Origin of the sequence: Sporofaciens sp. JLR.KK001, assembly GCF_036941055.1 — a bacterium.
Taxonomy (GTDB): domain Bacteria; phylum Bacillota; class Clostridia; order Lachnospirales; family Lachnospiraceae; genus Sporofaciens.
The window spans coordinates 684838-701008 of sequence record NZ_JAYMNO010000002.1 but is presented as its reverse complement, the minus strand read 5'-3'; the positions used below and the strand labels follow the sequence as shown (position 1 = coordinate 701008).

13 protein-coding genes are annotated in these 16171 nt (G+C 37.4%); all 13 read left to right on the top strand.

Translation table 11 applies throughout. The annotated features are described in order from the left end of the window. Positions 1-34: 34 nt before the first annotated feature. From VSQ62_RS28540 to VSQ62_RS28480, 13 genes are read left to right on the top strand one after another with little or no spacing between them, the layout of a single operon-like run. Positions 35-802, top strand: coding sequence for an ABC transporter ATP-binding protein (locus VSQ62_RS28540; protein ID WP_334638277.1), 768 nt, complete (start codon positions 35-37; stop codon positions 800-802). Further along, positions 780-1577 carry an ABC transporter permease gene (locus VSQ62_RS28535; protein WP_334638276.1) on the top strand — a complete coding sequence of 266 codons (798 nt, stop codon included), beginning with the start codon at positions 780-782 and terminating at the stop codon, positions 1575-1577. The genes VSQ62_RS28540 and VSQ62_RS28535 overlap by 23 nt, the downstream gene beginning before the upstream one ends. A gap of 33 nt (positions 1578-1610) precedes the next feature. Next, positions 1611-2795 (top strand): hypothetical protein, encoded by a 1185-nt coding sequence (locus tag VSQ62_RS28530; RefSeq protein WP_334638275.1) that lies wholly within the window; start codon positions 1611-1613, stop codon positions 2793-2795. 31 nt (positions 2796-2826) lie between these two features. Beyond that, positions 2827-3888, top strand: a complete 1062-nt coding sequence (locus VSQ62_RS28525; protein WP_334638274.1) for an FkbM family methyltransferase — start codon at positions 2827-2829, stop codon at positions 3886-3888. A 50-nt stretch (positions 3889-3938) separates the two neighbouring features. After that, on the top strand, positions 3939-5237 hold the full coding sequence (locus VSQ62_RS28520; protein WP_334638273.1) for a glycosyltransferase: 1299 nt from the start codon (positions 3939-3941) through the stop codon (positions 5235-5237). A 56-nt stretch (positions 5238-5293) separates the two neighbouring features. Next, positions 5294-6463: a class I SAM-dependent methyltransferase gene (locus VSQ62_RS28515; protein ID WP_334638272.1), complete on the top strand. Its 1170-nt coding sequence runs from the start codon at positions 5294-5296 to the stop codon at positions 6461-6463. Then, the gene (locus tag VSQ62_RS28510) at positions 6463-7665 is read left to right on the top strand and encodes a glycosyltransferase family 2 protein (protein WP_334638271.1); all 1203 of its coding nucleotides are present in this window, start codon (positions 6463-6465) and stop codon (positions 7663-7665) included. The genes VSQ62_RS28515 and VSQ62_RS28510 overlap by 1 nt, the downstream gene beginning before the upstream one ends. A gap of 38 nt (positions 7666-7703) precedes the next feature. Further along, on the top strand, positions 7704-8894 hold the full coding sequence (locus VSQ62_RS28505) for a radical SAM protein (RefSeq protein ID WP_334638270.1): 1191 nt from the start codon (positions 7704-7706) through the stop codon (positions 8892-8894). Further along, the gene (locus tag VSQ62_RS28500; RefSeq protein WP_334638269.1) at positions 8884-11487 is read left to right on the top strand and encodes a glycosyltransferase; all 2604 of its coding nucleotides are present in this window, start codon (positions 8884-8886) and stop codon (positions 11485-11487) included. The genes VSQ62_RS28505 and VSQ62_RS28500 overlap by 11 nt, the downstream gene beginning before the upstream one ends. A 46-nt stretch (positions 11488-11533) precedes the next feature. Next, a complete protein-coding gene (locus VSQ62_RS28495; RefSeq protein WP_334638268.1) occupies positions 11534-13051 on the top strand; it encodes a hypothetical protein in 1518 nt (505 codons plus the stop codon). 1 nt (position 13052) lies between these two features. Further along, positions 13053-13454: a hypothetical protein gene (locus VSQ62_RS28490; RefSeq protein ID WP_334638267.1), complete on the top strand. Its 402-nt coding sequence runs from the start codon at positions 13053-13055 to the stop codon at positions 13452-13454. 22 nt (positions 13455-13476) lie between these two features. Next, the gene (locus VSQ62_RS28485; RefSeq protein WP_334638266.1) at positions 13477-15393 is read left to right on the top strand and encodes a pyruvate formate lyase family protein; all 1917 of its coding nucleotides are present in this window, start codon (positions 13477-13479) and stop codon (positions 15391-15393) included. Next, positions 15383-16153 carry a radical SAM protein gene (locus VSQ62_RS28480; protein WP_334638265.1) on the top strand — a complete coding sequence of 257 codons (771 nt, stop codon included), beginning with the start codon at positions 15383-15385 and terminating at the stop codon, positions 16151-16153. The genes VSQ62_RS28485 and VSQ62_RS28480 overlap by 11 nt, the downstream gene beginning before the upstream one ends. Positions 16154-16171: the final 18 nt, after the last annotated feature.

Genomic DNA, 16171 nt, shown 5'->3' with positions numbered 1-16171 from the left:
GGATTGGTTTGGTATGACATGAAAGGTGGTAAATGTGTTGCTTGAATTAAAAAATGTATCAAAGCAATACCAACAGCAGGGCGGTGAAGTACTGACTTCCGTATCTCTTAAGATAGAGGATGGCGAGTTTTTTGGTATCGTTGGTCCGTCCGGATGTGGGAAAACGACGCTTCTTAATTTGATCGCGGGTCTGGAACTGCCAACAGAAGGAAAGATTCTTATGGATGGCAAACCGATTGTTGGTCCGGGGAATGACCGGATTATGATGTTTCAGGATGCGGCGTTATTTCCATGGCTGAATGTGATCGAAAATGTGAAATTCGGATTAGATGTGATCGGCTGCTCCAAAGAAGAACAGGATGAGCGGGCGCATCAATATCTAAAACTTGTTAAATTAGATAGATTCTGCAATTATCGTGTGCATGAGATCTCAGGAGGGATGAAGCAGAGGGCTGCCCTTGCGCGGGCGCTGGCGATGGATTGCCGGATTCTTTTGATGGATGAACCATTTTCGGCGCTTGATAAGCAGACAACTAATCTGTTAAGAGAAGAACTGGCAGAAATCTGTGCTGAGGCAAGGCGGACGATGATTTTGGTAACGCACAGTGTGGAGGAGGCGGTATTTCTATCAGATCAGGTTGCCGTGATCGGAGCCGGAAAGACAGGTTTGAAAAAAGTATATTCCATAGATCTCCCAAGACCGAGACATATAGAGTCAGAAGAATTTTTGAGACTTAGAAGAAAGATACTTGATGATGTTAGGATTGAGGTGGAACAGAGTGAACAGGGAGAGTTTGATTAAGAAAATTTTCAGTAAAGAGAAGTTTCTTGTCGGAATTTTTTATGTTGCGTTGGTTGTTGCATGGCAGCTGCTGTACTGGCTTGGGACGGTACAGTTTGGATGGTGGAAAAGCTATGCATTTCCCAGTCCGTTAGGTGTGGTGGAATCCTGTAAAAGTCTGATAGAAAAAGGGACTCTGCTCCAGGCGTTCTTATATAGCATTGTTAGAGGTGCGGTTGGATTTGGGCTGTCGGTAGTGTTGGGACTTATGATGGGGATTCTGCTGTCGCTGAGCGAGAAAATTCATCACTGTCTGCACCCATTGCTGTTAGGATTACAGACACTTCCTAGTATTTGTTGGGTTCCGTTTGCTATATTGTGGTTCGGGTTGGATGAGAGTGCGATTTTGTTTGTAGTAGTTATGGGTTCGGCTTTTAGTGTTGCTTTGTCAGTGAGGAATGGAATCAGGAATGTGAATCCATTATGGATTAAAGTGGCAAGAACGATGGGAGCAGATAAGAAAAAGCTATATACGAAAGTTATAATTCCGGCAGCTATGCCAGAATTCATGGAAGGACTAAGACAGGGGTGGTCGTTCGCGTGGAGAGCGCTGATGTCCGGTGAAGTTATGAGCGCTACAGTGGGATTAGGACATACTCTTCTGGTGGGAAGGGATCTTGCAGATATTAACCAGGTGATGTTGGTGATGATTGTAATTGTGGTAATTGGGATTGTGATTGACAGGTTTGTGTTTGGGAGAATTGAGGATAGGATGTTTAGGAAGAGGGGATTGTAGTGATGAAATATAATCTAAACAGGAGAACAAAATATGTATACCAGTCAATCATTAGATAAAAGAAGGATTGAAAGAGATAGACTATTTTCGACATGTACTTTGATGCAGGGGAAAATGGTTTCATTTACAACTTTTAAGAAAATTCCAATCGTGGTAGAGTTACACACCGGAACGATAACAATATTAGATGATTTAGAAAATTATGATTCTGAATTTTGTTCAGATTATATGTTTAGCATAGAAGATGATATATTTGTCTTAGAGTTGAATGGAAAACGAATGATGAAGTTAAATATAACAGATAGAAAATGCAGTTATTTTGACATTTTTTGTAATAGTAAAGACTGGAACAATTATGCAGCATTTGCGTATTTTGAAAAGAGTATTTATATTTTTCCGACATATTCAGCTGGATTTGTACAAATGGATCTGGGAACGGGGAGAGTGAAAAAAAAGAAGAAATTGCATTCTGTTATGAAGGAGAAAAATAAAAATCTAGGAGAAGAGTATACAGATTTTTGGCGTGGATGTCAGTTGGAGAATAAGGTGTGGCTTTTTCCGAGGTATGGGAGTCAAGTTATTGTGTATGATATGGAAAATGACACTTGGACTGAGTATATTCTTGCAGTGGAGATTAAAGAATGTATACACGTGATGTCATATGGGGGATATATCTATATATTGAATGTAGAAGGAATAATTTATCGTTGGGATATGATAAATGGGGAAGTAGAAAGAATAGCAGATTGTAGCAGTAACAACAATAAAACAGGGTGTTCTTTTTCGCGTATTGCGGTGACAGATAAAGGGATTTTTTTATTACCTGCATTTAGTGAAGATATTTTGTATATAGATTTGGATACAAAAGGAATAAAAAAGTATGATGCATACCCAAAGGATTATCAATATTATGGTCCCCAAGGGTGGAGTAAGTTCTATGGATATTGTGAAGATGGTGATCAATATTATTTTGCAATGCGTTCAGCAAACTATATCTTGTCTATAAGCAAAAAAGATGGGATGGAAAAATGGATAAAGACAAAGCTATTACCTTATAAAGAATATAAAAAAGTATATATTCATTATAATAAGAAAAAAATTTTTGAAACAGAATGCAACATAGACGATATGTTGTCTTATATACAACGAGATTCTGCAGAAAGGCAATGTGGGAAGAAGTTTCTAAAGGGTAGAGAAATCTGGGAATGCGTAAAATAATATAATGAAAACAACAGGAGCGGTAAAGCGTATGGGATATTATGAGAAGCTATTAGATTTGAAAAAAATTAGAGATTTAATGCTAGATGATAAATCGAAAATACTTTTTGATGCAAAAATTGATTATATGATAACAAGAAATAGAGAACAATTTTATAATATAATTGATGCATTAGAAAAAAATTGGTATTGTCAGGAGTTAAATGAAATCTTAGCAAGAGTAGATATTAAGGGGATTATAATTTTTGGATGCGGACATGATGGTAAAAGAACAAAAAAAGTTTTAGAATTATGTAATTATCAGCCTACATATTTCTGTGACAGTGATATTTCTAAGGTTGGAAGTAAGGTGGAAGGAATAAATGTAATTTCTGCTGAAGAATTAACAGAAAAATATAACGATTATTTAATTGTGTTGGGATCTGAGAAATATGCAGAAGAAATGTTTCATTTCCTAATGGAAAAAAGATTTCCGATAGAGAAAATTTTATATTCAAAATATGGAATGGTATTAGCGCGCCGTGGAAAACAATATTTTGATATGTTTTTACCAGAAGATGGAGAAGTGTTTATTGATGGGGGAGGGTATAATGGAAATACAGTGTCTGACTTTGTTGAATGGTCTCGTGAAGAATATAAAAAAGTATATGTATTTGAACCAATATTTGATATGTCTCAAGTGATAAAAGGAAGAATTGAGAGAGAAAAGATTACAGGAGTTGAGTTATATAATAATGCTCTATGGAACAAAAAAGAAGATTTACTTTTTGTAGAAGCAGAAGCGGGATCTCATATAGCAGAAGTGGGAAATTCTGTTGTTAAGGGTGTAACCTTAGATGAAATAATAAAAGATGAGAAAGTTACATATATCAAATTGGACGTAGAAGGAAGTGAATTAAAGGCTTTAGAGGGAGCAAAAAATACAATAAAGAAGAATAAACCGAGATTAGCAATTTGTATATATCATAAGCCAGAGGATATTTTAGAATTACCACTATATATTTTGGACTTGGTGCCAGAATATAAGTTTTATATAAGACACTATTGTTCTTGTATGTGGGAGACAGTATTATATGCGGTAATTCCAGAATGAATTGTCAAATTTTATGAAAATGTGACATTTAAAAGGGAAAGGATAGTTTAATGGAGAATGTACAAATTTCTATTTTTTGTCAGACATATAATCATGTTAAATATATACAAGATGCAATTGAGGGGATCTTGAACCAGATAACAGAATTCACATATCGCATTTTTATATATGATGATGTTTCAAGTGATGGAACATCAGAAATCATAGGTAGATATAAGAATAAACATCCAGATATAATTGAAATATTTAGGCCGGATCGGAATAGATATGAGGAAGAAAGGCAGAAAGGCTTTCCAGAGCGCGAAAAAATTAGAAAAAAGTATTTAACGGGGAAATATATTGCATTATGTGAAGGAGATGATTGTTGGGTTGACCCTTATAAATTACAAACACAAGTTGAGTTTATGGAGAAGCATTTAGAGTGTGTTATGACAGTTCATGATGCGTGGCAACTTGATTGTCGAACCGGGGAAAAACGAAAGCATTCTAATTTTAATGCAACTGGCTATTTGACTCCTGAGGATATTATTTTGAAAGGTGCGGGGGGAATTCCAACGGCATCATTTGTGTTAAGGAGAGAAGCGTTCTTTTGGGATGAGTCTTTTCCTAAGTGTGAGGTAGGGGATTGGCCGCGACAATTATTTGCAATTACAAAAGGAAAAATTTATTATTTTAACGAAAAAATGTCATTATATAGATACATGCATAACGGATCTTGGAGTGCAAAATATGGGGATGATAAAATATATTCCATATGCCATAGATTAAGAATGATAGAGTTTTTAACGAAATATGATGACTATACTAGTAGAAAATTTCATTTAAGCATACGAAAAAGAGAAAACATATATTTTTTTGACAATATATCAGAATATATGGAGATTGATGACGTGCAGCTGTATGTAAAAAAATGTAATGAATTATCGCGTTTAACGGAAAGAAAATATGATACTCTAATGGAGGATATGAAAAGAATCTGGGGATTATTAAATGAGGTGTCTTATAATGATAAGGAAATTGAAAAATATGCAAAGAAATATAAATATCTAGTAATCATGGGAATGGGTAAATATTCTGATGTAATAAGAAGGTATTTAGAAAAATGTGGTATTGAGTATATAGGTTGTATTTTGTCTAATGATCAGAAAGTATTAGAAGACGAAAATGTGTGGAAAATTGAGGATTTTCCATATAGATGGGAGGAGACGGGCATAATTGTTGCGCTTCATCCAAAATGGCAGGAGGATGCAGAGAAATCTTTGTTGGCAGAAAGGGTTTACAGTTATTATGCACCCTTCTGGATAGAGGATAATATCTATTACAAAGATAGTACAAAAATACATATTTAGTTTATTAAGATTTGGGAATATAGGAAAATATCCAACTGCATTAAGGGAGGGTTTGGATGGTTACATTATTTAAAGAACCGATAGGAATTTTAGATGAAATTTCATCTGATAAAAAATCAGAAATGACAGAATGGCAATTGTCGTTTTTATGTGGACTGATAAAAGAAAATAAACCTCAAAAACTTGTTGAAATTGGTGTGGCTGCAGGAGGAACGACTGCAGTTATTTTGAATTGTATTAAATTATTAGAATTAGACACTCAAGTGAATTCTATAGATATTTCTGAGATGCTATATTCAGATCAAAGTCTAAAAACGGGATATCTTGCAGAACAAGCTGTAAAAGTGTTAGACGATATTGTTAATTTCAAATTATATACAGGAGGTATTTCTGCAGAGTTTTTAGAAGAAATTGGAAAAGAAATTGATTTCTTGATTTTAGATACGATGCATGTTATGCCGGGAGAATTATTAGACTTTTTAGCGTGCCTTCCATTTCTGAAAGAAGGATCAATAGTTGTTTTGCATGACATTTTACTTCACCATTTGACATATTCTGACGATGCGTATGCGACACAACTTTTGTTAGATACTGTTGTTGCAGAAAAAATAATTGATATAGATCCATCGGAAAAATGTGGATATCCTAATATTGGTGCATTCAAAATTACAAAGGATACAAAGAAATACATTGCCAATGTATTCAATGCGTTGTTAGTGACGTGGCAATATGTGTTATCAGAAAAACAAGTAAAATTATATCGAAATTTTTATTCGAAATATTATGAAAAGAAGTATTCAGAAATCTTTGATACAGCGGTTCAATTCAATCAAGCAACAATTGAAAAAAAATATCAACTTTTATATCAGAATAAAATATCAGAATTTTGTTCGGTATATCAGATGATACAACAGATTAAAGGATTTAATATATATATTTATGGATGTGGTAGCTTTGGACAAGAACTGAAAGGTATTTTAGAAGGTTGTGGAATTAACATATGTGGATTTATTGTTTCAGATGTAATTGAGAGGGAAGGTATATCGTATAATCCATATTATTTGTCGGAAATAGATTTTAATGAAAATGAGGACGTAATTCTTGTGGGTGTTGATAAAGCATTAGAAGGAGAGGTACAGGAGTTGTTAAGCTATCGAGGAATTAATCATTATATATTATTAGGTGATATAGTGTGTAATTTCTTGAGAAGGTGGAGAATGAATTAATGGGGAATATACAAGATTCTTTGTTAAGTATAGTTGTTCCTGTATATAATGTTGGAAATTATATACAGGAATGTATAGAGAGTATTATAGAACAAACATATAAAAATCTGGAAATAATTATAGTGGATGATGGATCTACAGATCATTCAGGGAGGATATGTGATGAATATGCGGATAAAGATAGTAGAGTTCGAGTTATTCACACAGAAAATAAAGGGCTGTTATCTGCCCGTTTCACGGGTGTTGAAGAGTCGAATGGAAAATATGTCACATTTGTCGATTCGGATGATTGGATTGATAAGGCCATGTATGAAGATTTAATGTATGCAATAGAGTCTTCACATGCAGAAATAGTTGTTAGTGGTATATGTAGATATTGGAATAAAGACAAAATGATTTATGATAAGCCTTGTTTAGAAGAAAAATTATATAAAAAGCATGACATAAAAAATCAGGTGTTACCAGTTATGCTTTGGAACAAAAATAGAGGCAGACAAGAACTTGACCCAAGCTTGTGTACTAAAGTTTTTGAAAAGAGGATTCTAAAAAAATATTTGCAAAATGTGCAAGAATTAGGAATTTATTTGGGTGAAGATACAAGTGTAATTTATCCCATGATGCTGGATATAGACTCTATGGTTGTAGTTAGAAAATGTTATTACTATCATCGGCAAAGAATACAAGGGGAAGTGGCGTCATATTTATCAGATTATTATTATTTTGAAAGACTTTATAGATTATATATTTATTTGAAAAAGATGTTTGAAAAAAGTGATTATTCCAATGAATTGCTAAAGGAATTAGATTACTTTTATATGAGATTTGTACAATTGAGGAGAGAATGTTATGTTCAGACATATGAGATAGATAAATATTTATTTCCTTATAATGCGATACCTTACAATTCAGATATTATACTATATGGTGCTGGAAGTGTTGGTATTTCTTATATGGAACAAAATAATAAATATCATTTTTGTAATATCATTCTGTGGATTGATAAAAAGGCAGAGGAATTCTGTGGAGATGATCGAAAGATTTATTTGCCAGAGGAAATAAAACACTATAAGTATGATTATATTTTAATTGCAGTCCACGTACCGGAGCTTGCAAAAGAAATTATGGAAGAGTTGGAAGAGATGGGGATTGGATCAGATAAAATCATATGGTTTGGTACAACGATATATAAATTTGCTGAATAAAAAAATTATAAATGATATTGTACCTTGGAGGGAAGTAAATGATATGGAAAAACAAAACACATGAACTCGATCAATTTGCAGCAGATCTTATGTCAGCAAACCCACAGTTGAAATATTACATCTTTGGTGCAGGTCTGATGGGGAGGGAATTATTGTCTGTATTTATGAAATATAACTGTACAGTAATGTTCATTGACAATAGCGTTGATAAGCAGAGAGATGGAATAGATGGAACCGAAGTTATTACGCTGACGGAATATTTGCTGAGAAGAGACGGTCAGATCATCATAGCGGCATCAAAAGCGAATACGGTAACAATTAAGCAGCAATTGGAAGACAATCTATTAAAGCATGGAGAAGATTTCTTCTTGTATGATGAGTTTGTGGATTTTATCTTCCCAATTATCTCAGTATATGGATTCAACCAATCATATGTTTCGTTGGCTCAGATCACATTGACGGAGCGTTGTACCTTAAAGTGTAAGAAATGTGCCCACGGTTGTTCCTATGTTGATAATGCAACAGCTATAGATATGTCTTTACAACAGGTTTACAAAAGTGCAGATTCTTTTTTTTCTAAAGTCGATTTTGTGAAAGAATTTGTATTGATAGGAGGAGAACCGCTTCTTTATAGAGAATTGGAGACAGTGATTGAATATATAGGCAGACGATACAGAGAGCGGATTTCACTTTTTGTTATTACTACAAATGGTACGATTATACCGAATAAGGATATTTTGAGGGCATGTCAAAAATATAATATATTATTCCGAATTTCAAATTATTCGTATCAAGTTCCAAGATTGAAAAAGACATATCAGCGCCTGATGGATGTGTTAGAGAGTTACTCGATTTCATATGTTCTTAGTGAAGAAGAACATGAGTGGATGGACTATGGTTTTGAATACGTCAATAGAAATGAATCAGAGGATGAATTAGTAAAGGTCTTCGATGCGTGTAAGACTCCGTGCAGGGAGATACGAGAGAATAGATTTTATTATTGTGTCATGGCAAGAAGTATTTCGGACAATTTGGGATTCCATGTTGGGCAGGATGATTATTTGGATATGGATAGATTGAATGGAACGGATTACCGAAAAGAATTACTGGAATTTACATTAGGATATTCGGATAAGGGATATCTGGATATGTGCAGACATTGCAACGGGGCGGAAGCGAAGAATTATCCGATACCGGCAGCGGATCAGGTGATAAGGAATGATGCGTAGCGTTATTTTATATGGTTCAGGGAAGCGTTGCAGGATATTATGTGAAATATTGCGGCAATTGGATTCTGAGATTGAGATTATATTTATTGTGGACAGTAATCCTGCTAAATGGGGGAACCGAATAGAAGGAATATTAGTTGAAAGCCCGGATTCTCTCAACGAGAGTCATGAGGAATATAGCTTGTGCATTACGGTTGCGGATATGGAAGCCTGCCGAGATATACGAGAGGTGTTACGAGAGAAGTATAGGTTTGCATTAGAAAAGGAGATACATTACGATCGGCTTATCCTTGAAGCATACAGACGGAGCAAAGCCATAAAGCACAACATAGAAGAAGCGGGAAATGGAGATAATCACGGAGAAAGTATAGTGTTTGATTGCTATAATGGTCTGGGATTAGGCGGAGTTGAGGCATGGACAATAGATCTGAGCGCCGCTTTGATCGAGAAGGGGAATGAAGACGTGTATATCATTTCTGATCAAGGGAATTATGAAGTGCCGGATCTTGTGAAGAAGAATGTAGTATACGTTGATATTGATCATCAGAAAAGATTCTCTGTAAGTTCAGTCGAGAAGTTGGTCAAAGCAATTATGAACAGACTTCCATGCAAAGTAATTACGAGTGCAGTGGATGAGGTTATGTTGGCGGCATATCTGGTAAAGTGTCATTATCCGGAAAAAATTCAGATAATATCTGTTATACATAATAGCAGCGAAGAAGCCTATGAGGAGTATGTTGATTTCAGAGAATGTTCGGATCTTTATGTTAGTGTCAGTCTTGATATCAGAGATGATATGATGCGCAGAGGTGTTGAAGAGGGGAGAATCCTTACGATGACGTGTCCGTTCTCTTGTGCCCCTGTATTAAGACGGAGTTATTCGGAAAGTGATATTATGCCGCTTCGCATAGGATATGCAGGGCGAATAGAGCACTATCAGAAACGGATGGACTTACTGCTGAGGGTGATAGAATTACTCGTGAAAGATAATATTCCCTTCGAGATGGAGATAGCGGGAGAGGGGACGGCACGAAAAGAGATGGAAGAATTTGTTTCTTCCAGACATTTAAATGAGAAGATACATTTTCTGGGCAGATTGGATCGTGATCAGATTCATGAATTTTGGAGGAGGCAAGATGTGTGTGTTAATCTTGCAGATTTTGAAGGAAGAAGTATCGGTATTATAGAAGCTATGGGAAATGGAGCGGTTCCGATCGTTACTGCAACGTCGGGGGTAAGAGAAGACATCGCAGATGCTGTAAATGGGTATATTGTTCCAATCGGGGATTATCATGCTGCAGCGGATAGGATTCGAATGTTGGAGGAACGAAGAGATTTACTGGCGAAGATGGGGGGATTGGCTCATGATGCAGTCTATCCCAAAAGTTTGATGGATCCGCACCTTGAGTTTTGGGAAGGGATTCTGCGTCCTAAAGTAAGCATCATAGTTCCGGTATATAATTTAGCTTCGTATATTGAAGAATGTGTGGAAAGCCTGCGGAGACAGACATATCGCAATATTGAGATTATTTTGATAGATGATGGCTCTGCGGACGGCTCTGGTGACCTGTGCGAAAAATTGGCACTGCAGGATGGCAGAATCAGAGTAATCAGGCAGGAGAATCGAGGAGTAGTAGTTGCCAGGAACAGAGGAATCGACAACGCGGCAGGAAAATATATTGCATTCGTTGATGGAGATGATTGGGTCGATTCGGATATGATAGAAACGTTGCTTGAAGAGATCGGGGAAGCAGATCTTGTTACTGCAAAGGTATATAGGGAGATATCACCCAACAGATGGATCGAAGAATACGATAGATTCCCGGAAGGATTATACTCTGGGGAAAGGATTTACGAAATAATAAAAAATATGGTATACGATTCCCGAAGTAATTACGCTCAGCCTTTTATACCGGGAATGTGTAATAAGTTATTTTTAAGCAGTTTGGTAAAAAAGATATGCAAAGAAATGGATATGAGCATTACTTATGAGGAGGATGCGGTTTTCACTTATAAATATCTGTTACAGTGCCGTTCCATAGTGGTGACGCACCAAGGGTTTTATCATTATCGCTATAGGGAAGGTTCAGCGATGCATTCGGTGAATGCCAATGTATTGACCAATATAAATAAAGTATATCATGCATTAGAAGCAGATTTTAAGAAGCATGAGTTAAAGGATTGTCTGATATTTCAATTGCAGAAATGGATCACACATCTGACCTGTAAGGCGATCAATGATTTCATGGGATTCGACAGCAGAGCATCCATCCCGGAATACATAGCGGATCTTTCCTATCTGGAAGATAAGCGAATCATTCTCTACGGCGCCGGCAAGGCCGGACAAGATACTTATGCCCAGATGAAGAACTATGGTTACAGAATTGTACTATGGGCAGATAAGAATTATAAGTCTTATCAAGAGCAGGGGAAGCCGATCTCGCCGCCGGATGAAATATTGAACGTAGGATACGATCTGATCTATATTGCGGTCAGTGATGATGAGCTGGTGGGAAAGATTCGAAAGGAACTGACAGAACGAGGGATTCCCGAGGAACGATTGCTTTGGAGAAAAGCAATGCGTGTTTTTTGAGTATCGCCGGATGCAGAAGCTGTGAATAAGAAAGAAGGGGATGATTATGGTTGATTCTGGAATAAAGGATAAGAAGATAGTAATCTGGGGAATCGGAATCCTGCAGAGTGATCTGGACGGTATTTTTGGCTTTTCCAATCTTCCTGATTTTCTATATTATGTGGATGATTGCATACAGGAAAAGAATTTGATCAGTGTGTCAAAAGATTTGGTCTATCCGACACAGAAGCTGGCAGAAGAAATTCCGGATCAGGTGTTAGTCATCATATGCCAGGAAAACCACGGAGAAGCAATCACCCGATTGAAAAGTATGGGATATGGAGAGGACAGTTATATCCTGGGAGAGGAACTTCTGGTTTGTAATCCCCTGTGCCAGAAGATTAGGGATAAGGATATATCCGTGTGGGGAATGGGAACCATGTATCTACTTCATGAGACTGAAATCAACAGGCATTTTCCGAATGTTGCCCGTTTTATTGTGACAGAGAAGGAGAATGACAGTTTTAGGGGGAAGGAAGTTATCTCCTTAGAAGATGGCATTCCCCAAGACTCGTTTGTCATAGTATCCAGCATCTATTATAAAGAGATCTATAAGAATCTGATTGATATGGGGAAGCTTCCCGGAGAGGATTTTCTGCATGTAGAGACGCTTATGGCAATGTGTTCGCTTTCCTTAGGAATCGACGAGACATGTCAGTTTACAGACTGTAGAAAGGGTTCCGAATACTTGTTGATCGTTCTTGCGGGATATAAGGAATTCGTGTGGGAGAGTGTATTCGGAAGACTTCGTGCCTTCGTGCCGAAGGATATAGACATCTGTATTGTTACGAGCGGTTTAGTGAATAGCGGTTTGCAGGATATGTGCGAAGAGTATCAGTGGTCATACTTGAGTACATCAAGAAACAATGTTTCTATGGCGGTTAATACGGCGATATGGAAACATTCGGATGCACAATATGTGTACAAGATGGATGAGGATATCTTTTTGACAAAAGGTGTGTTTGAGATATTGAAGGATACTTATCAGGCCGTGTCAGAAAAAGGCAGATATGAGGTGGGATTTGTAACGCCATTGATTCCGATTAATGGTTACGGACATGTGAGGCTGTTGGAGATTTTTGATGCTGTTGATTTGTGGCAGGAGAGGTTCGGAGAACTTAAGTATACGAACCTGACGCATCACCGGAATATCTGTGAGAATCCTGAGACGGCAAGATTTATGTGGGGGGAAGGGAATCAAGCTATGAATGATCTGGACAGGATGCAGCAAATATTGTCTCACAGAGAGTTTCAGTATTCGATCTGTCCGATACGTTATAGCATAGGTTTTGTTCTGTTCCATAGAAATAGTTGGATCAGGATGAAAGGATTTCCGGCATTTGCCGGCAACATGGGTATGGATGAAGAGGCTTTCTGCCAGTTCTGTGTGCTGCAGTCTTATGCTATGGTCGTAGCGGAGAATGCAGTAGTGGGGCATCTGGCTTTCGGTCCGCAGAATAAGGCGATGGAACAGTACTATCATGATAATAGAGAGAGATTTATGTTGTTGTCAGGAGGAAGGTAGTATGGTAGATCTTGAGAATAAAAACTTAAACCGCGAGGGTTTTACAATGATGAAACGCTGGCTGGAGAATCGAAATGCAGGGAAGACTTTTGCGGATTTTTTTCATCAGTATGGCTATCATTCTATAGCAATCTATGACGCCGGTGAAATTGGAAGAATCCTATATGACGAGATTAAGGGTTTGGATATAGAGGTGAAATACTTTGTCGATAGAAATGCGCAAGGCATGAGGACATTAGATGGAATCCCGGTTGTCCTTCTGAGGGATATAAAGGAGATGGCGGAAGTGGATGCTTTGCTGGTAAGCCCGATTGTTAATTGTGATGTTCTATGCAAGGTGTTATCAAAGGAAGTTCCTGAGCTTAGTGTGTTGGCGCTGCGGGATGCAGTATATGAATTTTAGGAATTGATAGGGGAGAAAGGCCATGATATTAGAAAGAAAAATCCCGGAGGATTTCAAAGAAAACGGGGTCGAAAAGGGCTACGATGAAGAATTTGGATTGATCTGTAAAAATATTCGGATTCAAATTCCTAACAGGCGTTTCGTGTATTTTATCGATTCCGATTATGTAATGGACACGTCAAAGGGAACGGCTTATGAAAATCTGACGCCAGCTTACGATAAGATTCTGCATGCAGGATTAAGGCAGATGAAGTATCCGGCAGATGAAGTAACCAATAGTTTCTGTCAGAGCTATAATCTGGTATTAGAGAATCTGACAATACTTGCAGATCGTATAATCAAGGAATTAGAACAGTGTGATTATGATACTAAGCGGCAGAGAGAATGGTTTGAGCGGTTAAAGGATGCTCCGGCGGAGAACTTCGAAGAGGCTGTCCAGAGAATGCTTTTTGTTAATCAGGTATTTTGGCAGACTGATCATAGACTGGTCGGACTCGGTGCATGGGACTTTCATCTGGAGGATTATTATAGAAAAGATATTTTAGAAGGAAGACTTAATCAGAAGGGTGTACTGGAGATTTTAAAAGAGGTATACCGTATTTTGCATGAGCATTATGAGTACAAGAGTAGTTTGATACTTGGAGATACGGGGCAGATATTTGTGTTAGGCAGATCAGATCAGGAGGGCAATTATATATATAATGACCTGACATATCTGTTTATAGAAGCGATGAGGGAAGTACAGCAGACGGAACCGAAGTGTCTTCTTAGAGTGAATCGGCATACGCCCAGAAAGTTGTTGGAGATTGCGTTGGAATCTATAGCGACCGGGATTGGTGCGCCTCTGTTGGCCAATGATGATGTAGTGATTCCGGAATTAATTAATTTTGGAATTGATAAACAAGATGCATGTGAATATACGACTTCAGCCTGCTGGGAACCTTTGATTGGAGGGAAGAGTTCCGGTAATAATAATATGACTGTGCTGAATTACCTGAAAGCATTGGATAATCTGCTGAAGCGAGAACGATTAGACAGAATAGATTCTTTTGAAAAATTAAAGTATATATATTATATTTATTTAAAAAGAAATATACGAGCAGTAAAAAGAGTATTGGACAGCAGATGGTTTCAGTATGATCCGTTGTTGTCAGTTTTTATGAATGATTGTTATGAGAATAAGAAGGATGTTTCCTGGGGCGGTGCACGTTACCACCATATAGGAATTACTTCTGTCGCGATGGGGAATCTGGTGAATTCGCTTTTGAATATCAAGGAGTATGTTTTCGATAGAAAGCTTTACACTCTATATGATGTAAAAAAATGTGTGTTACAGGATTTTGAAGGCAATGAAACTCTCTGGAAAGAGTTGAAAGCAAAAGCATCCCGGTACGGAACAGATGATAAAGAAGTGACAGTATTGGTTAATGAAATTACTTCTTGTGTAGCGGATGAATTAGAGGATTATAGATCTTGCCTTGGCGGAAAGATGAAGATTGGTTTAAGCGGCGCGGCATATATGGATGCGGCACGGGGGTTCGGAGCGTCTTTTGACGGCAGGAAAGCGGGAGATGCATTTACTGTACATATATCAAATGAAGATAATAACGGATTCACGGAGATTGTTAATTTCGCGTCTCAAATGGAGTATAGTGCAGCACGTTTCAATGGCAATGTAATTGATTTTATGGTGAGTCCTGATTTTATCCATAGTAACTGGGATAAATATGTGGATTTCTTGATGCTGAGTATTAAAAAAGGATTTTTTGAGATGCAGATGAACGTAGTAAGCAGTAAGACGTTGATAGAAGCACGGAGGAAACCGGAGCAATTTCCGAATTTGATTGTACGTGTATGGGGATTCAGCGCATATTTCAAGGATCTTCCTGAGGACTATAAGGATGTTTTGATAGAAAGAGCATTGAATAATGAATCGTAGGAGTCTAGTTGTTACGAATATTCAGCGTATGTGTTTTCATGATGGACCGGGAATACGGACAACTGTATTTACAAAAGGGTGCAGTGTCCATTGTCCCTGGTGTTCCAATCCAGAGAATATTAGTTTTGAACCGGAAATATATGAAAAAGATGGTATTCAGGGAATCTATGGAAGAGAATATACCGCTGCAGAGTTAGAATATATCCTTCTAAAAGACAGGGACTTCTGGGGAGAAGACGGAGGTGTCACTTTTTCAGGAGGAGAAGCGTTGATGCAGGCAGAAGCGTTGGCAGATATCTTGATACGTTTGAAAGAATTGCGGGTTCATATTGCTTTGGAGACAGCGTTATTCGTACAGGGTGAAAATCTGCAGAGAGTATTACCGTATATAGATTATGTAATCGCAGATGTGAAGACTCTGGAATCTCATGTGTGCAAAGAGATTATGGGAGGGGATCTTGCAACCTATTTGGATAATATACAGAAATTATATACAAGCGGTAAATTGCGCTTGTTCAGATTACCTTGCTGCGAAGAATATACATTTACGAATAATAATAGGCAATTGGTGAACGAATTTTTATGCCAATATCAAGATATTCCGGTGCAAGTGTTTGCGATTCATAAGCTGGGAGAGAAAAAATATCAGTCCTTGGGAAAGACTATGTGGAAGGCAAAAGAGTTAGACCGGCAGAGTCTGGAAGACTATTGCGAAGAATTGAGGAGACATGGCATAAGGGCTGAAGTGATACAGATTTGATATTAAATGGTTGGAGGA